Here is a 24,612-nt window from a genome sequence, read left to right as displayed (position 1 = left end):
CCTGTCCTTTCTTTACGAGCCCTGCCCTATATTTCTTCCTCGATGAGCTGCTCAAACTCTTCCATACTCATTAATACTTTCCTCGGCTTGGTGCCTTCTTCTTCACCTACCACACCTGCATCGCACAACTGGTCCATAATGCGTGCCGCCCGGTTAAACCCTACTTTAAAAACTCTTTGCAGCATTCCGATAGAGGCCTTATCCTTGTCTATAATAAATTTTCCTGCCTCCACAAAATACTGATCTCTGCTGCTGCCTGTGCCATCTTCTCCCGCACCGGCAGAGCCTTGACTTGCCGTACCCATATTCTGTATCTTCTCTTCCACATCTTCGCTGTAAATATTGCCAATCGCCTGATTCTTCAAGTAATCCACCACATCCGACACCTCCTTGTCCGAGACAAAGGCGCCTTGTATTCTCGCCGGCTTGGGGTAGCCCTGAGGGTAAAAGAGCATATCGCCCTTTCCTAACAGCTTCTCCGCACCGTTCATATCCAAAATAGTACGGGAATCCACGCCGCTGGATACCGCAAAGGCCACGCGGCTTGGCATATTCGCTTTGATAAGACCTGTAATAACATCTACAGAGGGCCGCTGCGTCGCTATGATCAAATGGATGCCGGCCGCTCTGGCTAGCTGCGCCAAACGACAGATAGATTCCTCCACTTCTCCGGGAGCTACCATCATAAGGTCCGCAAGCTCGTCTACAATAATCACAATCTGAGGCATGGGAGCCGGAACATCCGCCTCTCCTTTTGCCCTTCTTTCCTCTGCGGCTTTGTTGAAGCCCTTTAGATCGCGTACATTGTAATCTGCAAACTGCTTATATCTTTCGGTCATTTCCGCAACACCCCAATGAAGTGCCGCCGCCGCTTTCTTCGGATCGGTCACCACCGGAATGAGCAGGTGGGGAATCCCGTTATAAACGCTAAGCTCCACGACCTTGGGATCCACCATGATGAGTTTGACCTCATCAGGATGGGCTTTATATAAAATACTCATAATAAGCGTATTGATGCAGACCGACTTGCCGGAACCGGTAGCCCCTGCAATAAGCATATGGGGCATCCTAGCGATGTCCGCAACCACCGTCTTGCCGCCGATATCCTTACCTACCGCAAATGCCAGCTTGGAAGGGAATTCCTTGAACTCCTTCGATTCCAGCAAATCTCTGAGGGATACCGCCGAATTTTCTTTGTTGGGCACTTCTATTCCCACCGCTGCTTTTCCTGGAATCGGTGCCTCAATTCGAATGTCCGTAGCCGCCAGATTCAGCTTGATATCATCCGAAAGCCCTACGATCCTGCTTACCTTAACGCCCTGCTCCGGCTGCATCTCATATCTGGTTACCGCCGGTCCCTGACTGATATCGGTAATCGTAACCTTTACGCCGAAGGTAGCCAAAGTCTGCTGCAAGTGCATTGCCGTCTCCTTCAATTGAGCAGCGGAATCCGCAGTTCCTTTGGCCGCACCTTTTTGCAGAAGCCTAAGCGGCGGAAAGACATACTTTTTCGTGCCGCCCTTTTCCTGAGCCTTTATCATGTTCTCCATGTTCTGAGATATATCGTTCTTTTTCACTGAGTCGGCAGCTCGAAGAGGGTCTATTACATCGGACGAAGCCCTTACCTGCTCCTGATGTATTTCTTCCTCATCCTCTTCCTCCTCGAACATATCCATTTGCTGTGCCGAAGTAATATGTATTTTGTCGAAATCGATGGCGTGAACGTTTTCTCCTGAATTTTTTACGGTCACATCCACCTCTTTTATATCGTTCGTGTCGAAATCCGTCCATGTAATTTCATGAATATCGTCGCTGGGCGCGCTTTCCTTTTCCTCTTCCTTGGACATAAGCGCTGTATCCAGCATAACACCGGTAACCTTTTTATCCATGCGAAGAATCTTCTCGTCCTCGCTCTCCTGCGCCCGAAGCCTGCGTTCCTCTTCCTTCGTCCTGCGCAACTGCTCCTGCTTGGCCCGTTTCTCCTGAACCCGCTCTTTTCTTACGTAAGCATCTTCCTTTGTCCTCTCATAGACTCTCTGTCCGCTGCTTCGTACACTGCCCACCAGCGATTTCTCCGTGAGTATTACCAGACAAATCACTGCCAGCACGATAATCATAAGCACGGTACCCACCATGGACAAAAAATGATAGCTAAGGAAGGTAAGCGTTCCGGCTATTACGCCTCCGCCATTCTTACTTTCACTGCATCTTTCATATATTTCCTTTACGTTATAAAGCGAATCCTGCGTCCATGCTCCGGCGAATAAATCGCAGGACATACCGACTAAGAGAAAAAGAAGTACTGCCGCTACTAATTTCCTCGTTGCAATCCTATTTCCCCGATTGGAGATGCCGAAGGCAACTGTAAGGAACAATACCACCGGCGCTATGTAAGCTGTCAGCCCGAAGAGACCGAACAGCATACTGCTGATTGAGTCTCCGAATACACCGACAATACCGAAATTACACAAGAACAAAAAGACTGCCAGCGCAAACACACCTATCAGTATTACTTCATTTTTGATTGCGCTGTCCATAGGTTCACTTTGTCTGGAGGATTTTGAATTCGTCGTCTTTCGTTTTCCCGAAGACGTATTGCGGGAATAACTTTTCTTAGCCGTTCCCTTTCTATTTCCTTGTCCGGATGCCATACTATATGCCCCCTAAGTCTGCGTAATTTACTGAACTTATATAGTATAGCATCTAAAATGAAAGTTGTCATCCTCATACATTTCTTTTTTTATTCTCGGCCTTACCGGTATTTTTACTTTTTTCTTTATCTATAATGCTGTGTAAATGCTCCATGGCTTCCTTTACTCCGCCTACCTCGTTAATGATTCCTTCATTCACTGCCTCCTGCCCGACGAGAATCGTTCCTACATCCTTTGTCAGCACTCCGGTCTCCATCATCAGCTCTTCGAACCTGGATTTACTGATCTTGCAATGGCTGCATACGAATCCGGTGATACGGTTTTGGATTTGTTTGAAATAATCGAAAGTCTGGGGCACGCCAATGACCATTCCATTCATCCTTACCGGATGAATGACCATCGTTCCCGTAGGAACAATGTAGGAATAATTGGTGCTCACTGAAATCGGCACGCCGATGGAATGACTTCCTCCCAGAACGAGAGATACGCTTGGCTTGCTTAAAGAGGCTATCATCTCCGCTATGGCAAGCCCAGCCTCCACGTCTCCTCCCATCGTATTGAGCAAAACTAATACTCCATCGATTTCATTACTGTCCTCGATCGCTGCCAGTTCCGGTAAAATATGCTCATACTTGGTCGTCTTGGAGCTGCCGTTTAGATTTTCATGCCCTTCTATTTCTCCAATAATGGTAATCAGATGAATTTTATGCTTCTTATCGTTTTTATCCAGCGTAATCTGGCCGGTTCTTTCGATTCTTTCATCGCGGTGCTTTTCGCCCTCCGCTTTTTTGTCCACATCCTTTTCTTCCTTTTCGATATCCTTTGACTTTTGATTTCCCATAGTTGCCTCCAGTTTTACAATTTCTGTCCTTAGTTTGCATGGAATTCATTTTTTTATACATAGAACAAACGGTTACTGTAACACAGTAGCTTAACATTTACTGTTAAGCTGCGTAAGAAAGTGATTCAAGGGATGATTTCTGCTTCACGGAGCGAATTTAAATGCAGAAATCATGCGTTGCTGAGAACGGAGTGAACAGTAACAACAAAAGTGTTCTTCACATACTCTTGTGACCAGACTCTTCGATAGCACAGCTTTTGTTCCGCGCGCGCAGCTGCGCATCCTGCCCGAAGGGCTTTTATCTTATAGGACGTATTTTCCTATAAGATAAATAAGACCGCTTTCGCTCCGGCATCTGCCAAAGCCGCAAAGCGGTCTGAAAATCAGGAAAAGTTATTAATCAAATATCGAAATCATCGTTTTCCTTAGGGGAAATATCGTAATCCATCTGTTCGGACAATACCTCTATGGCGTAATCCATATCCTTCTTTACATGCTTTTTCGGAAGGGGGAGAGGGTTTTCTATAAATTTTATTTCTTTCTTAATCTCTTCTTTTCCTCCCCTTTCCTCGCTTAACGCTTCCTTATCTATATTTATGCTTTCTATTCTCACCAGGTTGCCGTCTATCGTTGATTGCTCAATTCCTTTTGACGGTATAGCTTCTGTGCGCATATCATCTTTTTGCACAACTTCTATTGGCACAGTTTCCAACGGCATATCATCTTTCTGCACAGTTTCTTCCAGCGCTGCCTTTGATTGCACATCACTTTTCTGTATATCTTCCACTCGCACAATTTCTGCTTGTGTATCGCTTTCCGGCGCATTGTCCACCTGTATCTCTTCGACCTCTATTTCATTAATCCGCAGCTTTTCTGCCGCCGGAGAAATCTCAGCTTTTTCTTCTGCCTCTGCTCCCATAGAGCAAAGTCCCAGTCCTGCCAACGTCCCCCATATAACGGCTGCAAAAATTCCGTAATCCATCCGTCCGATTCCTGAAAAGCTTATAGCAGTAAGCGCAGCAAGAAACAGTACCCAGGCATCCATTTTCTGATATCTCCGCATCAAGAATCCTACTGCACCAAGAGCCGCGATAAAACATACGACCAGACTGACAACGGGCTGCACATCCGGTCCCGGAATGGAATAGTGGGGGTGGATGTTATCGCTATACTGCAAGGCCCATACGGCGGCTATATCCTCGAAACTCTGTCCCGAATATACTGCATCCAGCTTTATAATCCCCGCTGCCGTAAGCAATGCTGCAATAAGGATCACGATAAACTGTATTCCAACACCGATATTTTTGCTTTCCTTCGAACCCCTTCCGCTTCCTTTTACCGCCACAAAGCACATACCGGCAAAAAAGAAAAGCGTAATTCCCAAAATATCCAAATAGGATATCATTCCTATGTAAATTCCCAGCAGCAAGAAAGAGAAATAACTTCCCGCCCTTCTATAACCGCCCTTTACCAGTCCGCGCAAATATAAACCCGTCATCCAAAGCCCAGCCGCATATAAAAGCAGATATAACCCCTGTGGAGTAAGGCTGAACATATTCGTCACAAATGCCGGAGAAACCGCCATAAAAGCTGTCGCACAAAGAGCAGTTACCCTGCCTGACAACAGACGAATTCCAAAATAAAGAAAGAGCATCGAAAGCAACTGCAAGACGAACTGTAATCCCACTCCCGCTTCCGCTTTATTTCCCATAAAAGAAAATACAGCGGACAAAAGCGCCGTATATACATATGAGGCTCCGTGAGTGATATTGGGAATCCCTCCTCCATCCGTCACTTGTGCCATTTCATAAAACAGATTCCGCTCCACCGCCTCACCGGCATGCAGCAAATAATAAATACGATATAAAACAGCTCCGGCAAATATGCACATGGCAACAAAGCATTCCCACATATTTGCAAAATGCTTATCCTTCGGTATTCTATCGGCCGCATATGCCGCGATTTTTGAACCGGCAAGCCACAATCCCGCAACACCGGCAAAAAACAGGCACACGCACGCCGCCGCAAAATAATTGCTCAGCTCCCACGTATAGATGCTTATGGTAATTATGCAGGTCGCGAGCAAGATACCTGTTATTGCCATATAAAGCAACCATAACAGATAACTAAACCATGTTTTCTTCATCTTCATGTTCTTTCGTTTCCTTACGGTTTATACCATCTTATACTTTCCGTCAAAAAGGTATTCCTTATATTTTCCTAAGTGCCTGCTCCAAATCCGCTATAATATCATCAACATTTTCAATTCCTACCGAGAAACGAATCAAATCGGGAGCGACTCCCGCTTCCACAAGCTGAGCATCCGACATCTGCCTGTGAGTATGACTGGCCGGATGCAGCACACATGTTCTGGCATCTGCCACATGCGTCACGATGGCCGCCAGTTTCAGGTAATCCATCATTCCGGAAGCCGCGCTGCGTCCTCCCTTTGGCCCGAAGGCGATAACTCCGCAAGTTCCCTTCGGCATGTATTTTTGTGCCAGCTCATAATATTTATTTCCCTTAAGTCCCGGATAATTTACCCAAGCTATCTTTTCATGCTTTTCCAGATACTCAGCCACCTTCTGGGCATTCTCACAATGCCTGGGAATTCTAAGATGCAGAGTTTCCAGCCCTATATTCAGCAAAAAAGCATTTTGTGGAGACTGCGCAGAGCCCAGGTCGCGCATGAGCTGTGAAGTCGCCTTCGTAATATATGCCAGCTTGCCGAATTTCTCCGTATAGGTAATGCCATGATAAGATTCATCCGGCTGACAGAGTCCGGGGTATTTGTCAGGATACTTACTCCAGTCAAAATTGCCGGAATCCACAATCGCTCCACCCAAACACATAGCATGACCATCCATATATTTAGTCGTGGAATGAATCACGATATCCGCTCCCCACTGAAACGGGGTACAGTTAATGGGCGTGGCAAAGGTATTGTCTATAATCAAAGGAACTTGATGAGAGTGCGCTAAACGGGCGAATTTTTCTATATCCAAAACGACCAGCGCCGGATTGGCAATCGTTTCTGCCAGCACGCATCTCGTATTCTCCTTAAATGCCTTATTTAACTCCTCTTCCGAAGCATCGGGGTCTACCACGGTGCACTCGATGCCCATCTTTTTCATAGTAACAGTCAAAAGATTGAACGTTCCTCCATATACCGTGGAAGAAAGCACCACGTGAGAACCGGCCTCGCATATATTAAATACCGCATAATAGCTCGCCGCCTGACCGGAGGACGTCAGCATAGCCGCTACACCGCCTTCCAGCTCGCAGATTTTCTGTGCTACGAACTCATTGGTGGGATTCTGCAGCCTGGAATAAAAAAAGCCGCTTTCCTCCAAATCGAACAGTCTTCCCATCTGCTCGGAGCTCTCGTATTTATATGTAGTGCTCTGATAAATCGGCAGTACTCTGGGCTCCCCGTTCTTAGGCTTCCAGCCCGATTGAATACATATCGTTTCCTTTGCGTATCCGCCGCTCATTTTATACCCTCCCGTACGGCATGTCTATTTCTTATCTTTCGCCGTTATTATATATTGCTCCTGCAATTCTTCCATCATTTTTATATATTCTCTGCCGCACTGTTCCTTCTCGCCCGTTTCGATATAGGCAATACACGCTTTCAAATATCTCTCCCATATATAACGATACTTTTCCTCCGCATGGTCCGATTTATCGATCCTCTTTACGATGGTGGGCGCAATATCATAATATCTGTTTACTAACGCCCCTCCATTTTCGGTCAATGCAAGATAATTATCCCTGTAGTCCCTTAAAAGATTCAACTCATAGCAATCCTCCGGCTTGTTCAGGCTTCTGCATACAGCCGTAGTCACATAGCACAGCTTGCTCTTAAATCCCGATTGAATGCTTGCTGCATCCGCAGTTTTTATATTGTTTCCTTTGAACCTGACTGCCCATCTTTCACATATCGTATCCGTAAGAATCGGTGCCTTCACCTGCTTGCCCTCCAGAACGGCAGGCATGAAATATATCGCCATGAACATGTTGAAGTTCAACTGCTGATTACTTCTTTTCACCTTATTCTTCTCTTCCTCCAACACACCTGCCACATAGGAAACGAGAAAGTCCGCAAATTCTCCTATGGCGTCTTCCTCCTCTTCAGAAACGAGCATTTGATTCAGTTCCTCAAAAAAGTCATGGTTCTTCTCCAGATATGCGTTCAGCAAATCTTTGTATGTATCTTTTTTAAATCCACGAATCTGGACTTCCATCTCTTCAAAAAGTGGTGCTATATTTTTCAGCGTTTCTTTCATATTTTTCTATCCTCTTTGTAGAAACTATTCGTTCCAGTTGTGATAAACTGCCTGTACATCATCGTCTTCATCGAGAAGATCCAAGGTCTTCTGAAGATTTTTAAGCGCGGTTTCATCCGTAAGCTCCACATAGTTTTGAGGTATCATGGTTACCTCCGCGGATACCATGTCAACTCCTGCTTGTGCAAGCGCCTTGTTCACCGCATCGAAGCTGTCCGGGTCCGTCAGAATCTCGTAGCTATCCTCCTCTTCGGAGAAGTCCTCCGCTCCCGCATCGAGAGCAATCATCATGAGGTCGTCCGCTTCCATCTCGCATTCCTCTTTATCGATAATGATCTGTCCCTTTTGGTCGAACATAAACGATACGCATCCCGGCGTTCCAATACTTCCCTGCCCTTTTGTAAAAGCATTTCTTATATTAGCTGCTGTGCGGTTCTGGTTGTCGGTAAGAGCATCTACGATAATCGCAATGCCGTTAGGGCCATAACCCTCGTAGGTAACATATTTATAGTTTACATTTCCTACATCTCCCGCCGCCTTTTTAATTCCTCTGTCAATCGTATCATTAGGCATATTATTCGCCTTCGCCTTTGCGATTACCTGCGACAGCTTAAAGTTGTTCGACGGATCCGGGCCTCCCTCCTTTACCGATACTGCAATTTCTCTTCCCAGAATGGTAAAAATCTTTCCCTTAGCTGCGTCGTTCCTTTCCTTCTTATGCTTTATATTCGCGAATTTTGAATGTCCTGACATTTAACTTTTCTCCTTTTTTTCCTTTTCATCTTCTTCAGACACAGCTTCCGGTTCCGGCTCCTTGATTTTCCTTACCAGAACGCTTAAGATCATCTTGCTTTCCACGGACAATATTTTAAAATTATATCCTCCAACGTCGATAGCAAACTCTTCGCCCTCCTCGGGAATCTTGTCCAGCTTTGAAATAATAAAGCCGTTGAGCGTATCGAATTCCTCTTCCTCGAAGGAAATGTCAAACCGCTCCTCCAACTCCTCTAAGGGAGTCTGCCCGCCAATGATATACTCATCTTCATTGTCCGTCTCTTCTATATATTCTTCGTCCTCATCATATTCATCCATAATGTTTCCGACGATTTCCTCCAAAATATCCTCCATCGCCAACAGTCCCGACGTCTGCCCATACTCATCCACAATAATGACCATCTGTGTCTTTGTGGACTGCATCATCTGAAACAGCCCGTCTATATTTTTGGTCCCCGGAATGAATACCGGTGCCCGCAAAAGCCCATCGATTTCCTTGATCGGAAGATTCGCCTTTGCCCGGGAATTATGCAGTCTCATCGCATCCCGCATATGCACGATTCCAATAATATGGTCAATGTTTTCCTCATATACAGGAAACCTGCTGTTATGGGAGTCCATCATAAAGCTTATCGCTTCTTTTAAGGACATGGTTCCCTCTACCGCAACAATGTTTTTTCTGTGCGTCATAATATCTTGTGCTTCTTTATCGCCAAATTCGAAAATATTCGTGATCATTTCCGCTTCCGCTGCTTGAAGAACGCCTTGTTCGTGACCTTCATTCACCATAGATATGATTTCTTCTTCCGTCACATCGCTTACGTCTTTATCCTCTTTCATCCCGAACAAACGCAGGATACCGCCGGCTGTTACCGCTGCCAACCCTGTAAAGGGAGATAGCGCTTTGGTCGCGTAGTATACCGGATTGATGCATAAATATGCCCACTTCTCTGAATATCTTGCTCCCAGCCTTTTAGGAAGCAGCACGCCGAAGGTCAGCAATATGTAAATCAAAGCCGCCGTCGTTAAAATAAGCGATATCACACTTATTGCTTCCGCCCCCAACAAATGGACCCCCGTCGCTTCCGTTCCCAGGTAGCCATCCATAAACTGGCGGATGCCTCGCATCCATATTCTTAGAAAGAGCCCGCCCATGAGGATGTGTATCAAAATGGAAACTAACTGCACCGTGCTCACATACTTCGCAGAATCTCCCATAATGGAATAAAGGCGTTTGGATCTTTGATTTTTTTCCTCTTTCGCCCTTTTTTCCACGTCCTTTATATTCAGGCAGTGAATTGCCGAACCGAATCCATAAAAAAACACATCGATCAATAGTAATACGACAAAAATAATTATACTGGCAGTAGGCCCAGCATCATCCATACTTTTCCATCTCCTTTTGTACTTCATAAAATATCACACTAAACTATATCATTTTACTTTCTTATCGTCAAGTTTAAGCCCTTTCTTATGTATTCAAATCGAGGCTGATAAGAAGTCCTTCGTTCACTTTATTCATAATTTCGCCGTCCAGGTGGCATACCCTGTCTTTCAGTCTTTTCTTGTCTATCGTCCTTAGCTGTTCCAACAAGATGACCGAATCTTTCATCATATCGCATTTCTCTGCGTTCAACTCAATATGTGTGGGCAGCTTCGCCTTGTTCATCTTCGATGTAATCGCCGCACAGATTACGGTGGGGCTATACTTATTCCCTATATCGTTCTGTATAATAAGTACCGGTCTCACTCCGCCCTGTTCTGAACCAATCACAGGCCGCAAGTCCGCGTAATATATGTCTCCACGTTTCATAGTTCTCACCCTTCATTTAAACTTATATATGGCAAACCTTTTATAGGTTACATTATTGCCAGTTTATCCGAAGGTATTCAATTATTACTCAAAATCGAGAAAATAATCCCTCGTTAATACGACCTTTCCCTCTTTCAAATAAATTCTCGGTACTCTTTTGCCGATCAAGCAGGCGAGTTCATAATTAAATCTGCCGGACAGCTCCCCTAAAAGCTCCATCGTGATACTCTCTCCGCCATCTCTTCCTATCAATGTTACTTCATCGCCTTCTATCACTTCCGGAATATCCGTTACATCCACCATAAATTGATCCATGCAGATGCGTCCGATAATCGGTGCCTTCTGTCCACGCACCAAAACATATCCTTTATTGGACAGTCCTCTCGGATAACCGTCCCCATAACCTACCGGTATCGTTGCAGCCTTTGTCATCCTCTTCGTTACGAAAGTACCGCCGTAGCTTATCGCCGCTCCGGCCTTCAATTCCTTAATATATACGATATGGCTCTTAAGCTCCATTGCCGGCATCAGGCGGACGATATCCCGCTCCACCTCGCCGGACGGCCATAATCCGTACGTGGTCACTCCGGCACGGACCACATTCATATTTGCTTCCCTTAGTCCAATAATCCCCGCACTGTTGGAACAGTGGCATACCGGTATTTCATATCCGGTCTCCATTTTCGTTTTTTCTATGAAAGTCTTGAATGTGTTCATCTGCTGCTTTGCCGCTGTTTTATCGGCCTCATCTGCTCTGGCGAAATGTGTAAAGATTCCTTCCACCTCGATCTCCGGCATAGAAAGCGCCTTTTTCACCAATTCAAGCCCCTCCTCATCAGGCGATACTCCGATTCTGGACATTCCGGTATCCACCTTGATATGGATCTTAACGCGAATATTATCAGGCATTATGCCGTCCTTCTCCGCCTCTTTCCTCATTTTCAAAGCGCAGAGGGAAAGCTCCTCCAGCGTATCATTGCGAAATACCGTCGGGGTAATTTTCTCTCTTATCATTTCCTCATAGCAATAAGGAAACGCATATCCCAATATTAAAATCGGCTTGGTAATCCCGCTGTGGCGCAGTATGAAAGCCTCTTCCACCGTCGCTGTAGCAAATCCAAAGATATAATCAAGCGATTCTAACTCTCGCGCGATCGGCACAGCCCCGTGGCCGTATCCGTCTGCTTTGATGACACTTATTATTTTCGTCTCAGGCTCAATATTCGCCTTCATGTGATCCATGTTGGAATGTATGGCGTCCAAGTCAACCGACGCATAAACTCTGCTGTACTTTTCTATCATCTTCGTTTCCCTTCATCACTCAAAATGTACTTTAACTGCTCCGTCAGATCGCCCGCCATCACCGCGTACCGCCCTGTCTTCTCCGCCGCCAGATCGCCCAGCCTTCCATGGAGAAATACTCCCGTCAAGGCCGCCTCTCTTCCCTTTCCTCCCTGCGCTAAAAGCCCGGCGATAATACCTGCTAACACATCCCCGGAACCTGCAGTGGCCATGCCGTCATTGCCCGTAACATTTAAGTAAACGCACCTTTCCTCATAATGAGCCACTGCCGTTCTTGCATCCTTGCATACCACGGTACCGCATAATCGGTCGGCCAGTTTCTTGGTCTTGCTTATAATATCCTTCTTTACCTCCTCTGGCTTGCAGCCGTACAGCCTTGCAAATTCTGCCACATGAGGAGTTATAATAATCTGCCTGCCTTCCCTTAATGCCGCGGTACGCAAACTCTCCTGCAGTTCTTCAGATTCTGCCAGAAGATTCAGTCCGTCCGCATCGATAACAAGGTCCTTCGCAGATTCTTTCACTGTGTATTCAAACAGGCGGTGAGCTGTGCCGCTCTTGCCGATTCCCGGCCCAATCACGATACAGTCCGCCCATTTCATGCTTTCTTTTAAGTCTTGTGAAAACACCTCCCATGCCTCTGGCTTCTCCGCATCTGAATAAGTAGAAAGCAGCGCCTCCGGCAGGTTTTTCTGTATGATTTCCCGGTTTTCCTCCGGAGTAACAATCTTTACCATGCCTGCACCGATCCGATATGCGCTTCTTGCACATAACTCGCAGGCACCGCTCATATTCCTGCTTCCTGCAACCACCAATACCTTGCCGAAGGTTCCCTTATTTCCTCCCCGGTTTCTTGCCGGCATAAGCGCTGCAGCCTGCTCTTTATAACGGTCGGCATAGGAATATACCAAGGGCTCTTCCCCCAAAAAGCTCTCATCCGTAATCCCGATATCTTTACAAAGCACTTCACCGCAGTATTCGCAGCCCGGATATAGGATATGACCTAGCTTTTCATAGGCGAAGGTAACGGTGATATCCGCCTTTACCGCTGCATTCATCACTTCGCCCGTATCGGCATTTATCCCGGATGGAATATCTACAGAGACGATGAAGCCACATATATCATTCATCGTCTCAATACAGTTTTTATATATTCCTTCTACGTTTCTCGACAATCCGATTCCAAACAGCGCATCTATAATTATATCATATTCCATACTTTCAATTTTGCTTTTCATAGGACATTCATATTTTGCAATGATATCCAGTTGCCGCCTTGTCTCTTTGCTGCACTTTGCCTGTTCGCCTATGAGGACAAAATCCACCTCATAGCCCCGCTGCATGAGAATCCGTCCAACTGCGATGCCGTCACCGCCATTATTTCCCGTGCCCGAAATCACCAGTACTCTGCTTCCCTTCTTGAATCTTTTTTCGATTTCTTCCGCTGTCTCCAGTGCGGCACGCTCCATAAGCACCAAAGAAGGCACTTCAAAATGCTCTATCGTAGTTTTATCGTATTTTTTCATTTCTGCAGAGGTTACAAAATACTTTTTTTCCATATTTACGTTCATGCTCCTTTTCAAATCCAGAGGTCTTATGCGGATATGCCTGTCCGCCTAAGCATAAATGCGCCAAAAACAATCGTTCTGACGCATTCCCATTTACCGCTTATTCTCCCTTGTCTACTATAATGGTCTTAGGAGGAACAGCTTCCTTCTTTGCCGCCCGTTCCTCCTGAGCCCTTTTTCTTTCTTCCGGATTATATTTCATATCAAAGATCTCGATTACTTCCGCGCCAAAGATATCATGCATATAAGAATATAAGTCGAAATTCGCTTTTTCGCTTTCCTCTTTGTGTACAAGATTCTTTTTAATCTCCATGCGGATATTTTTTATCCATTCATTAATTGTTTCGATTTCTTTCGTATTCTGTGCGATTCTCGTATAACAAACGTCCATGGTATCCAGCATAAGCTTATAATTCACACTGTTTATTTCTTCGGGCAAAAGGCGCAGTTCCTCCTGATAAGCCTCGAGCTTCTCGTTACAATCATTGATAAGGCGCCTGTTCTCATCCAATTTTTTCTCCGTCTTTACATCGGGATTGTCCCCTAAAGATTCTGCCATCTCCATGATCTCGCCCATCAGCTTCTTCTTCAGCCGTCTGATGTCCTTAGACTCCGTATTCAGCTTGCCCTGCCTCTTGACCAGCTCGTTCAGCTTCTCCTCATTGCGCTTGATCTCCCCTGAAATTTCAGTCTGCGCCTGTGTGAAAAGCTGATGCCATTTATTATCCAACGTTAAAAGCGGAATTTCTTTTCCGGCCAACGCCGCCTTGTATACTTCCTCTGAACGCGACATACCCTTCACCCCTATTTCGTATTATCCGATTCAAACCGGCTGATGTTATAAGACAGCTTCATCAGACTGTCCGACAAATGGACATTTTCTACCTGAATATTCTCCGGTACATTCAAATCCACATGGGCAAAATTCCAGATACCCTTAATGCCATACTCCACAAGCTGCTCCGCCACCGTAACAGCTTCTGTCTTCGGTATGGTAAGAACCGCTATATCGATATTGTTTTCTTTGACGAACACTTCCATATTCTCCATGGGCTGCACCTCGATACCCCATATCTTCTTCCCGTGAAGTTCGGAATTGTTGTCGAAAAGTCCACGGAACAAAAAACCTCTGCGCTCGAAGTTCACATAATTAGCAAGTGCTTGTCCAAGATTACCTGCTCCGATGATAATCAGATGGTGTGTTCTATCTAATCCTAATATTTTCCCGATTTCATTATGGAGAAATTCAACGTTATATCCGTATCCCTGCTGTCCAAATCCACCGAAATTATTAAAATCCTGTCTGATCTGCGAAGCGGTCACCTTCATGATATCGCTTAGCTCCTGTGAGGAAACTCTTTCGATTCCCGCATACTTAAGTTCGCTCAGATATCTGAAATATCTGGGTAGACGGCCTATTACCGCTTGAGAAATTTCTTTTTCTTCCACGACACTTCCCCCTATTCGATAGTTATCTCTTATTATATAAAACTGTTAAAATAATGTCAATGAATTGACAGAGTCTTTTATCCTATGTAAAATAAATGTTACTGTTCACTCCGTTCGCAGTAACGCATGATTTCTGCATTTAAATTCGCTTCGCGAAGCAGAAATCATCTCTTGAACCACGTTCTTACGTAGTTTAACAGCAAGTGTTAAGCTACTGTGTGGACAGTAATAAATATGTTCTGCCGTTTCTATCAGGCAGTTTTTGTATGAGGAGAATAAGCATGATATTATCTTGTCAAAATATAAGCAAAGCATTCAATGAAAAAAGCATATTAAAAAATATATCCTTTCACATAGAAGACTATGATAAGGCGGCAATCGTCGGAATCAACGGCGCGGGAAAAACCACGCTCCTTAGAATCATTGTCGGGGAAATGTCAGCCGATGAGGGCGTTGTCGCTTTTTCCAAGGATAAAACTTTCGGCTATCTCTCCCAGCATCAATCCGTAGACAGCGGCAACACCATTTATGACGAGCTTTTGTCCGTCAAAAAGGAACTGATTCTTATTGAAGCCCAGCTTCGCCAGACGGAACTTCAAATGAAGGCTTCCTCCGGAAAAGATCTGGAAAAGCTGATGGAATCTTATTCTCTGCTCACCCATCAATTCGAGCAGGGCGGCGGCTACGCATACCGCAGCGAGCTTACCGGAGTATTAAAAGGCCTGGGTTTTGCAGAAAGTGACTTTACCAAATCCGTATCCACCCTCTCCGGAGGGCAGAAGACGCGTGTTGCTTTAGGTAAGCTTCTTTTATTGAAGCCGGATTTGATCATGCTCGATGAGCCCACCAACCACCTGGACATGTCCTCTATTACATGGCTGGAAACTTATCTGCTGAACTACAAAGGTGCGGTCATCATCGTATCCCACGACCGCTATTTTCTCGACCGCATTTCAAATAAGATCATTGAAATCGACCAGACAAAGGCATCCGTATTTTCCGGCAATTACAGCGACTATGCCGTGAAAAAGGAACAGATTCGTACGGCTGCCCTGAAAGCTTACATGAACCAGCAGCAGGAAATCAGACACCAGGAGGAGGTCATCCAGAAACTAAAGTCCTTCAACCGTGAAAAATCCATCAAACGCGCCGAAAGCCGCGAAAAGATGTTAGATAAAATCGAGGTTTTGGAAAAACCCACGGAAGCTTCTACCGATATGAACATCCGCCTGGAGCCTAAATATATAAGCGGCAACGACGTTCTCTGCGGAGAGAACCTCTCCAAAGCCTTCGGCTCTCTCTCTCTCTTTCGCAACATCGGTTTCGATATAAAGCGCGGAGAGCATATGGCTATCATCGGCGACAACGGCACAGGGAAAACCACTATCCTGAAAATCATCAACGGCCTGCTCCCTGCCGATTCAGGCACCTTAAAAACCGGCAGCAACGTTCACATCGGCTATTACGATCAGGAGCACAACGTGCTGCATCAGGACAAGACCCTTTTTGAAGAGATTTCCGATGATTATCCAACCTTGAACAATACGGAAATACGAAACACCCTGGCCGCCTTTCTTTTCACCGGCGATGATGTATTCAAGCGTATCTCCGATTTGAGCGGCGGCGAAAGAGGACGGGTTTCTTTAGCTAAATTAATGCTTTCGGAATCCAATTTTCTCATCCTCGACGAGCCTACCAACCATCTGGACATTGCCTCCAAGGAAATTTTAGAGGATGCCATAAATAACTATACGGGTACGGTTCTCTACGTATCCCATGACCGTTATTTCATCAACAGAACTGCTTCCCGCATTCTGGAACTGACAAACGGCTCACTCATCAACTATCTGGGAAATTACGACTACTATTTGGAGAAAAAACCTCAGCTTGCATCCTTGTACTCTATCTCCGTGCCTTCCTCCCCGGAGAGCGATTCTATCTCCAAGCAGGATTGGAAAGAGCAAAAGGAACAGCAGGCAAAGCAGCGAAAAAAAGAAAGCGAACTGAAACGAATAGAGAACAAAATAGAAACATTGGAAAATCGTGACGCCGAAATCGACGGGCTTATGGTTCTGCCCGATGTTTGTACGAACGTAGCCAAGCTTCAGGAGCTTTCCACGGAAAAGGAAAGCATTGCTAAGGAAATCGAAGACCTGATGAACCGCTGGGAGGAGCTTGAATCCGAGGATTGATTGGATAGACCTCCCATCTTTTGCTTGACGCGCATAGCTGCTCATCCATTTTTTCTGCAATAGGAAAGTGTTCCTATTACAGAAAAAAGCCGGTATGCTTTACATCGTAATGAGGCATACCGGCTTTATATTATTCTTTTTACGCTTATATCGTTTCGTATGTCTTCCGAACCGCTTTAATAAAGTCTTCGCTATTTAACACAGTTACACCCTTAAGCGTCGTAATCAGTGCAAGGTCCTTTGTCATCTTACCTTCTTCAATGGTAGACAGCGTCGCTCTTTCCAGTTTATCTGCGAAGGATACCAGTTCCTGAGTTCCGTCCAGCTCTCCTCTTTTCCTGAGAGCTCCCGTCCATGCGAAAATAGTCGCCACAGAATTGGTAGAGGTCTCTTCCCCTTTCAAGTGCTTGTAATAATGCCTTTGCACCGTACCGTGAGCCGCTTCATATTCGTATACTCCGGTAGGAGATACGAGCACGGAGGTCATCATAGCGAGAGAACCGAAGGCGGAGGATACCATATCGCTCATCACATCCCCATCATAGTTCTTGCACGCCCATATAAAGCCGCCTTTCGCCTTCATAACGCGGGCTACGATATCATCGATTAAGCTGTAGAAATATTCAATTCCTGCCGCTTCAAATTTCTCTTTATATTCCTTTTCATATATTTCCTGAAAAATATCCTTGAAATTATGGTCATACTTTTTTGAAATCGTATCCTTCGCTCCAAACCAAAGATCCTGCTTCGTATCCAGCGCATAGTTAAAGCACGCTTTCGCAAAGCTTTCTATGGAAGCATCCGTATTATGTACGCCCTGCAAAATACCTTCGCCTTTAAATTCATGGATTACTTCCCTCGTTACCGTTCCATCTGCAGCCGTAAAAACTAATTCCGCCTTACCTGCCCCCGGTATCTTCATTTCAACATTTTTATAAATATCGCCGTACGCATGACGTGCTATAGTAATCGGTTCTTCCCAGTTCTTTACACAGGGCTCAATACCTTTCACTACAATAGGTGCACGGAATACCGTACCATCCAAAATGGAACGAATCGTCCCGTTAGGACTTTTCCACATTTCCTTCAGATGATATTCCGTCATCCGCGCCGCATTGGGCGTAATCGTTGCACATTTTACCGCCACCCCATACTTCTTCGTAGCTTCCGCAGAATCTGTCGTTACCTGATCATCTGTTTCATTGCGGTGTTCCAAACCAAGGTCGTAGTACTCTGTCTTCAAATCGATAAAGGGAAGCAAAAGCTCCTCTTTAATAATCTGCCAGAGAATTCTCGTCATCTCGTCCCCGTCCATTTCTACAAGGGGAGTTACCATTTTAATCTTGTCCATTCCTACACTCCTTATATCTGGTGTGCTGTCTCGTTCACCTTTAGCTAAACAGTATTGTTTAGCTGATTATGAACGGGACGGTACACTAATCTTTCCGCCTATTATCTTACTATCTGCCGGCATTTTTGTACAGTCAATTTTCGTTCGTACCATAGATATTGTACAGTCCGTTCTTTACCATATTGTCATAAGCATTGATGATATGTTCATTCGCAAGCTCTTGCGCTTTGTCCTTATCATTCTCCTTAATGGCTTCCATAATGCTCCTGTGTTCGTCATTGGAAGTCTTTCCTCTTCCTCCGTTAGTCAGCGTCTTTTTCCTGACCCTCAGCACATATTCGTGAAAGTCAACGAGCAGGCGCTCCAACTGCTTGCTGTTGCATGCCTCATATAAAATATGATGAAAGCGGTTGTCTAAATCCGCCATCTGATCCAGATGTCCCTTGGATGCATGAAAATCAGCCAGATATACATTCTCCTCCATCTCCTCGAGCTGTTCCCTGGTAATATTTTCCGTTGCCCATTTGGCGCAAAGCCCCTCTAAAAGAGAGCGAATCATATAGATATCCTGAACATCCTTAGCGGTAATTCCGGTTACATAAGCGCCCTTGTTCGGTACGATCTGAATCAGTCCCTCCAGCTCCAGCTGGCGGAACGCCTCCCTGACCGGAGTCCTGCTTACGCCCAATTCTTCACCGATGGCAATTTCCTTCAGTTCCTCATGGTCTCTATATTTTCCGTCCAATATATCTTCCCGTATTTTATTGAATACCCGTCCCCTCAAGGAATATTTGTCAGTGACCTCCTGCTTTACATCATAATTCGCCATTCTCTAACCATGCCTTTCCCGTAGCTTATAAACAATTCATCAGCCGATTGTAAGGTTCAGTTTTTCACATGCCGCATTGATCTGCTCGATCAACTCCTCGTCCGTAAGGACCGTAATCCGTCCGCCGGCATATTCTTCATCCACCCACTTCTTCACTTCCTGCACAAGCATAGAGTTCTTATCTACCTGCTTATCGCCGTGAAGTTTGAAATACGTATTCATCCAGTGAGCGATTCCTGCCAGACCGGAGGTATCGCTTACTGAACAAAGTACCGGCCTGTTTAAAAACTTCTCCGTATCAAATATATTGTATATTTCTTCATTTTTCAGTAAACCGTCCGCATGGATTCCTGCTCTGGTAACGTTGAAATTCTTACCGACAAACGGCGTTCTGGGAGGTATCTCGTATCCGATTTCCTTCTCGAAATAATCTGCCAGCTCCGTGATAACGGTCGTATCCATACCGTCTAAGGTACCCTTCAACTGTGCATATTCGAATACCATCGCCTCTAACGGAGTGTTGCCTGTACGTTCTCCGATACCGAACAGCGATGTATTTATACCTGCACAGCCGTACAGCCATGCAGTGGTAGAATTAGCTACCGCTTTATAAAAATCATTATGCCCATGCCATTCAATCAGTGCATGAGGAACGCCTGCATGCGTATGAATCGCATAGATGATTCCCTGCACGCTCCTGGGAATTACTGCCCCCGCATAGTTTACACCATATCCCATCGTATCGCAAGCCCGTATTTTAATAGGAATATTGTATTCCTCCATTAATTTCATCAATTCCACGCAAAACGGCACTACAAATCCATAAATATCGGCTCTCGTTATATCTTCCAAATGGCATCTGGGGCTGATTCCCTCCTCCAAGCACTCGCGGATAACGCTTAAGTAATGCTCCATTGCCTGCCTTCTCGTCATCTTAAGCTTTAAGAAAATGTGATAGTCGGAGCAGCTTACAAGAATGCCCGTCTCCTTCATTCCAATTTCCTTTACCAGCTTAAAGTCTTCCTTGCTCGCGCGTATCCAGCTCGTTACCTCAGGAAATTGATAGCCCAGCTCCATACATTTGTAAACAGCATCTCTGTCCTTCTTGCTATATAGGAAAAATTCACTGGCACGGATTAATCCATTAGGACCTCCGAGCCTGTGGAGATAGTCATAAATGGTCACAATCTGCTCCGTTGTATAAGGCGCTCTGGATTGCTGTCCGTCGCGGAACGTCGTATCCGTAATCCATATTTCCTTCGGCATATTATGCGGTACGATTCTGTCATTGAAAGGAATCTTGGGGATTTCCGAATAGGGGAACATATTGCGGAAGACATTGGGTTTTTCCACGTCATCCAAAATGTACATATGCTCCTCGATTTCAAGAAGATTATTTTTTTCATTCATCGTCACCGGACGGTTCTCAAATGTGCTGTTATTTTCTCTCATAGTACCTCCATTCTGCCCTGACATGCGGCAAGGCGCCTCCTCTTTGAAACGCTAGGTATTATTGTATACAATCATACTATTCATGTCAATATATAAATTGTATTAAAGTGAGAGCATTCTTCCTATATTTACCATTCCCCACCCCTGCTTCGTCCACGGTTCATGTAGATCGGTAGCGCTGTAATTAATTTTCCTTTTTACCTGCTCGTTGGTAAGGTATGGATACTTCTGCAAAAGCAAGGCCGCCGCCCCCGAAACGATAGGTGTGGCCATGGAGGTCCCGCTTTTCTTCGTATAAGAGTTCTTATATCCCCGGAACGTAGAACGGCAGGCTACGTTGCAGGAGATGATATCCGTGCCGGGAGCAACCACATCCGGTTTTTTTACCGCATAGGGTGACGGTCCTCTGCCCGAGTAATCCTCGCATAACGAGCTCTTCCCGCTGAAGAACCCTCCTTCGTGGCATCCCACCGTTATTACCTTTTTGCTGGCGCCAAGGGGGGATATCGTCATCGGCTCCGGTCCCATATTCCCTGCGGCACAGACCACCACGATTCCGCTGTCCCAAGCTGCATCTACCGTGCGGATCAGTTCATTCATCCTGCTTTTATCATCGATATGCCCTATTCCGATGGAAATGTTAAGCACTCTTATTTTATATCTTTCCCTGTTATCCAGTACCCACTCTATTCCTTTCCTCATATTATCTATATTGCCATCACCGTTCTCATCTAATACTTTTCCTACGATCAGGCGGCAATAAGGGGCAATTCCTTTATACATTCCTCCGGAAGCTTTTCCGCTTCCTCCGATACAACCGATAACGTGGGTCCCGTGACCGCTATCATCATAAGCAGCCCTTCCCCCATGAAGAAAATCATAAAAAGCCTCTACTCTGCCGTCTAAATCCGGATGGCTGCCTACTCCGGTATCAAGCACCGCCACCCTTATATCATCTACTTCACCATTTCTTCCAATATTGCAGGATGCTACGAGCTCATCCGTACAGCCCACCTGTTGTCTGACTCTAAACATAAAACGCTCCCGGCTTTTTAATTAATTTATGCCGGGAGTCGTTATTCGTTACTTTTTGTCAGATGGGAACAAAAGTGTGCTTCACATACTTTCGTGATTAAATAACTTTGCCAGCACAGCTTTTGTTCCGCGCGCGTAGCTGCGCATCCATTTTTATGTAATAGGTGCACTTTCCTATTATATAAACAAAAGTGTGCTTCACATACTTTCGTGATTAAATAACTTCGCCAGCACAGCTTTTGTTCCGCGTGCGTAGCTGCGCATCCATTTTTATGTAATAGGTGCACTTTCCTATTATATAAACAAAAGTGTGCTTCACATACTTTCGTGATTAAATACTTCGCCAGCACAACTTTTGTTCCGCGCGCGTAGCTGTGCATCCATTTTTATGTAATAGGAACACTTTCCTATTACATAAAAAAGTACCAAGCAGCAAGTCCTCACCGATTTTCCAGGCCCCGCCGTCTTGGTACTTTTTTTAATTAAAAAATGCGTATGTAGTAAATCTCTGCACGTTAAACTGTATGCAGGACACCCCGTCTACCGTTACCAAATGGAAGTCTATCTTTTCTAACTGTCCATCCTCATCCAGACATGCAATCTGAAGAGCATCCTGCGCCACTCCCATGGGCTTGGGTATGGTCACCGTCATTTGCTGTTTTCCCGCCTTACTGATGGGAATCATCGTCTTTGCATCGTACAAGGTGAAATCATAGACTTGCAGGCTCACGATTTTGCCGCCCGGCACCGCTTTTTTATATGCCGCGCTTATGGTGCTTCCTGCGCCGGCATTATCACTGATTTTTAAAACGTAATTTTCATTGATTCCCGACAACTGCGCTGTTGCAGCCAATGTTCCGGATAAGGTGGCACTATCTACCTCTACCGATACCATTCCTTGTCCCAAAACCTCCGCTTTGCTGCCGGAGACGTACTCTACGACTTCTCTCGGGTTGGATATCTTATAGCTCTTACCATATACCGTTACCTGACTGGGAATCGTATTATCGTTTACATCCTCTTCGCGCATCACGATAAATTTAAGCCTTAACCGTCCTTGCTTGCCGTCTTCCGCTGCCTGTTCCACACTGCAGACGAGTCCCCTGAATCCGCCTGTATCATAATCCAAAGCGGTGCCCCTCACGTTCTCAGGTGTTACGCTGTCGTTTACAATCGCAACGTTTACCCCCTTCAGCACAGAACCTCTGTCCTCTTCGTTTATCAATCTGGTAGCCGTCTTCTCATAAGATACACCTGGTATACTCTTGCCCAGGAAAACAGCAACTTTGCTTCCGCCCTCTTTTGTCGTGCCAGTTATGTCATAAGCCTTTAAACCTATTTTCTCCACAGAAGAAGGAATCTTTATGGTACTGATCGGACATCCTGAAAATGCCCTATCCTTTATTTCCTTTAAGTTATCACCGCCGGATATGCTGGTCAGCTTATTGCATCCGGCAAAAGCGTCCTCTCCCACAACAGTACAGGTACTGGGCAGGGTAACCACAGTTATCTCGGTATGTCCTTTAAATACTTCCGCTCCTATCTGCTTTACGCCCTCCGGCACCTCCACTTTATCACCGACACCTCCATAAGCGATTAAAATGCCGTCTCCTACTACTGTAAATGGATTTCTTCTGTTGACCAGACAATTCTCCATCCACTTTGTCTTATCGAAGGCGGAAGGCTCTATCGTCGTTACCGTATCCGGAATGGATACCGAAGCCAGGTCATCCGCATGGTAAAATGCTCCGTATCCGATGGTTATCACACCGTCCGGTATCGTAACAATGGTGAGTCCCGTTCTTGCAAAAGCGAAATCTCCTATTTCCTCTACCGTCTCGGGTATCTCATATTCGGTCAATGCCGTATTTCCATAATATGCCTGAGCTGCAATTTTCTTGTCGTTTACAATCGTATACTTAGAATAGGCCCCTGCAGTCTGCCCGCCTCCCATTACCTCCGAGGATGCAGTACTGCCCTGTTTATCTTCCGTCTGCACATTCCCGGACAACACCTTGGAACGACTGTTGTCTATGAACACTACTGCGTTACCACCCACAATCCTGCTTTGTCCCAGTGTAGTCCCGGTATCCGCATCCGCATTATCCGTTCCGCCCTGCCCGCCTTCACTCCCGCTCTCTCCTGAGGCCTTTGTCACCTCCTGATATTCGCTTTGAGCCACTTGGGATTTATCACGCTTCGATTCATATTCCGCCGCATAAGAACCCTCCGGCGCAATAATGACAAGCTTCGGACAACCTTCGAAGGCCGTCTCATGTATCGAAGAAACAGATAGCGGTATTTCGATGCTTCCCAAGTTAATGCAATCTGAAAAAGCCCCAATGCCTATCGTAGTCACAGAATACGGAAACAGAACCTTTCCCAGCTTCTGACAATTTGCAAAGGCATAATCCGGTATCTTCTTAACATTGCTTCCTATTTCTACTTTTTCGAGGTTCATACATCCCCAAAAGGCATTACTCTTAATTTCCTTCACCGTGGAAGGCATCTTATATGCTCCCTGAGCATATCCCGGAATCATGGCGTACACGATCGTCTTATCTTTACTGTAAATCACACCGGAATCATAAACAAAATCCGTATTATTCTTACTCAGCTTAATCTCACTAAGAGCCGCACAATCCGCAAATACTCCATTGCCGAGGGTATCCAATTTCTTTCCTATTGTTACTATTTTCAGGCTGCTGCATCCACTGAATGCCCCGTTACCGATTGCCGTAACCGTATCGGGTATAACAACATTTTCTAGCGAACTGCATCCGCTGAACGCATTATAATCAATGCTTTCCACATATCCCGGAATTTCGACCTTCTTGAGCTCTGCATGTCCTGAAAAAGCCTCTTTTCCAATGTGCTTCACTGATACCGGAATGGACGCCGCGCTGGCCGTACCCGTATACTTTACCAGTGTATCGCCCTTCATCTGGAAATCAGAAGCAGATGATGATTCCGCTTCCACCTGAGACATTGGAAGCCGGAGTGCTGCTATTGCAACAAAGAGCAACACTCCTAAAAGAATCTTACTTTTTTTATTCATAGGCCCCC

General features: G+C 45.5%; 18 protein-coding genes. 1 reads left to right on the top strand and 17 read right to left on the bottom strand.

Translation table 11 applies throughout. From position 1 onward, the window contains the following. Nucleotides 1–26 precede the first annotated feature (26 nt). From CC90_RS0104985 to CC90_RS0104930, 12 genes are all read right to left on the bottom strand, one after another. The gene (locus CC90_RS0104985; protein ID WP_031389716.1) at nt 27–2,651 is read right to left on the bottom strand and encodes a DNA translocase FtsK; all 2,625 of its coding nucleotides are present in this window, start codon (nt 2,649–2,651) and stop codon (nt 27–29) included. Nucleotides 2,652–2,724: 73 nt separating this feature from the next. Next, nucleotides 2,725–3,492: a ClpP family protease gene (locus CC90_RS0104980; protein ID WP_051869289.1), complete on the bottom strand. Its 768-nt coding sequence runs from the start codon at nt 3,490–3,492 to the stop codon at nt 2,725–2,727. A gap of 400 nt (nt 3,493–3,892) precedes the next feature. After that, the gene (locus CC90_RS0104975) at nt 3,893–5,644 is read right to left on the bottom strand and encodes a glycosyltransferase family protein (RefSeq protein ID WP_031389714.1); all 1,752 of its coding nucleotides are present in this window, start codon (nt 5,642–5,644) and stop codon (nt 3,893–3,895) included. Nucleotides 5,645–5,702: 58 nt separating this feature from the next. Further along, on the bottom strand, nt 5,703–6,986 hold the full coding sequence (locus CC90_RS0104970; RefSeq protein WP_031389713.1) for an O-acetylhomoserine aminocarboxypropyltransferase/cysteine synthase family protein: 1,284 nt from the start codon (nt 6,984–6,986) through the stop codon (nt 5,703–5,705). A gap of 24 nt (nt 6,987–7,010) precedes the next feature. Beyond that, entirely contained in the window at nt 7,011–7,781 is a 771-nt protein-coding gene (locus tag CC90_RS0104965) for a CFI-box-CTERM domain-containing protein (RefSeq protein WP_031389712.1), read from the bottom strand. A 24-nt stretch (nt 7,782–7,805) separates the two neighbouring features. Next, entirely contained in the window at nt 7,806–8,534 is a 729-nt protein-coding gene (locus tag CC90_RS0104960; RefSeq protein ID WP_031389711.1) for a YebC/PmpR family DNA-binding transcriptional regulator, read from the bottom strand. After that, entirely contained in the window at nt 8,535–9,941 is a 1,407-nt protein-coding gene (locus CC90_RS0104955; protein WP_031389710.1) for a hemolysin family protein, read from the bottom strand. Between the two features lie 85 nt (nt 9,942–10,026). After that, nucleotides 10,027–10,368, bottom strand: coding sequence for a type II toxin-antitoxin system PemK/MazF family toxin (locus CC90_RS0104950; protein ID WP_031389709.1), 342 nt, complete (start codon nt 10,366–10,368; stop codon nt 10,027–10,029). Between the two features lie 84 nt (nt 10,369–10,452). After that, a complete protein-coding gene (gene alr / locus CC90_RS0104945) occupies nt 10,453–11,667 on the bottom strand; it encodes an alanine racemase (protein ID WP_031389708.1) in 1,215 nt (404 codons plus the stop codon). After that, nucleotides 11,667–13,229 (bottom strand): bifunctional ADP-dependent NAD(P)H-hydrate dehydratase/NAD(P)H-hydrate epimerase, encoded by a 1,563-nt coding sequence (locus CC90_RS0104940; RefSeq protein ID WP_031389707.1) that lies wholly within the window; start codon nt 13,227–13,229, stop codon nt 11,667–11,669. The genes alr and CC90_RS0104940 overlap by 1 nt, the downstream gene beginning before the upstream one ends. 109 nt (nt 13,230–13,338) lie before the next feature. Next, entirely contained in the window at nt 13,339–14,031 is a 693-nt protein-coding gene (locus CC90_RS0104935; RefSeq protein ID WP_051869287.1) for a hypothetical protein, read from the bottom strand. 11 nt (nt 14,032–14,042) lie between these two features. After that, nucleotides 14,043–14,687, bottom strand: a complete 645-nt coding sequence (locus CC90_RS0104930) for a redox-sensing transcriptional repressor Rex (protein WP_031389705.1) — start codon at nt 14,685–14,687, stop codon at nt 14,043–14,045. A 281-nt stretch (nt 14,688–14,968) separates the two neighbouring features. Here CC90_RS0104930 and CC90_RS0104925 point away from each other — a divergent pair, with 281 nt between their 5' ends. Next, nucleotides 14,969–16,879 carry an ABC-F family ATP-binding cassette domain-containing protein gene (locus CC90_RS0104925; protein WP_031389704.1) on the top strand — a complete coding sequence of 637 codons (1,911 nt, stop codon included), beginning with the start codon at nt 14,969–14,971 and terminating at the stop codon, nt 16,877–16,879. A gap of 145 nt (nt 16,880–17,024) precedes the next feature. On the opposite strand, the gene CC90_RS0104920 is transcribed toward CC90_RS0104925, so the two are convergent. The 5 genes from CC90_RS0104920 to CC90_RS0104900 form a co-directional block, all read right to left on the bottom strand. Then, the gene (locus CC90_RS0104920) at nt 17,025–18,230 is read right to left on the bottom strand and encodes an NADP-dependent isocitrate dehydrogenase (RefSeq protein WP_031389703.1); all 1,206 of its coding nucleotides are present in this window, start codon (nt 18,228–18,230) and stop codon (nt 17,025–17,027) included. Nucleotides 18,231–18,363: 133 nt separating this feature from the next. After that, nucleotides 18,364–19,059, bottom strand: coding sequence for a GntR family transcriptional regulator (locus CC90_RS0104915; protein WP_031389702.1), 696 nt, complete (start codon nt 19,057–19,059; stop codon nt 18,364–18,366). Nucleotides 19,060–19,098: 39 nt separating this feature from the next. Beyond that, nucleotides 19,099–20,535, bottom strand: a complete 1,437-nt coding sequence (locus CC90_RS0104910) for a beta/alpha barrel domain-containing protein (protein WP_242843243.1) — start codon at nt 20,533–20,535, stop codon at nt 19,099–19,101. A gap of 78 nt (nt 20,536–20,613) precedes the next feature. Further along, nucleotides 20,614–21,546: a S8 family peptidase gene (locus tag CC90_RS0104905; protein WP_031389700.1), complete on the bottom strand. Its 933-nt coding sequence runs from the start codon at nt 21,544–21,546 to the stop codon at nt 20,614–20,616. Nucleotides 21,547–22,024: 478 nt separating this feature from the next. Further along, on the bottom strand, nt 22,025–24,604 hold the full coding sequence (locus tag CC90_RS0104900) for a leucine-rich repeat domain-containing protein (protein WP_031389699.1): 2,580 nt from the start codon (nt 24,602–24,604) through the stop codon (nt 22,025–22,027). Nucleotides 24,605–24,612 lie beyond the last annotated feature (8 nt).

Origin of the sequence: Kineothrix alysoides (genome assembly GCF_000732725.1) — a bacterium.
Lineage (GTDB): Bacteria > Bacillota > Clostridia > Lachnospirales > Lachnospiraceae > Kineothrix > Kineothrix alysoides.
Note: the sequence above shows the minus strand (reverse complement) of the source record. Positions and strands in the feature narration are given on the sequence as shown.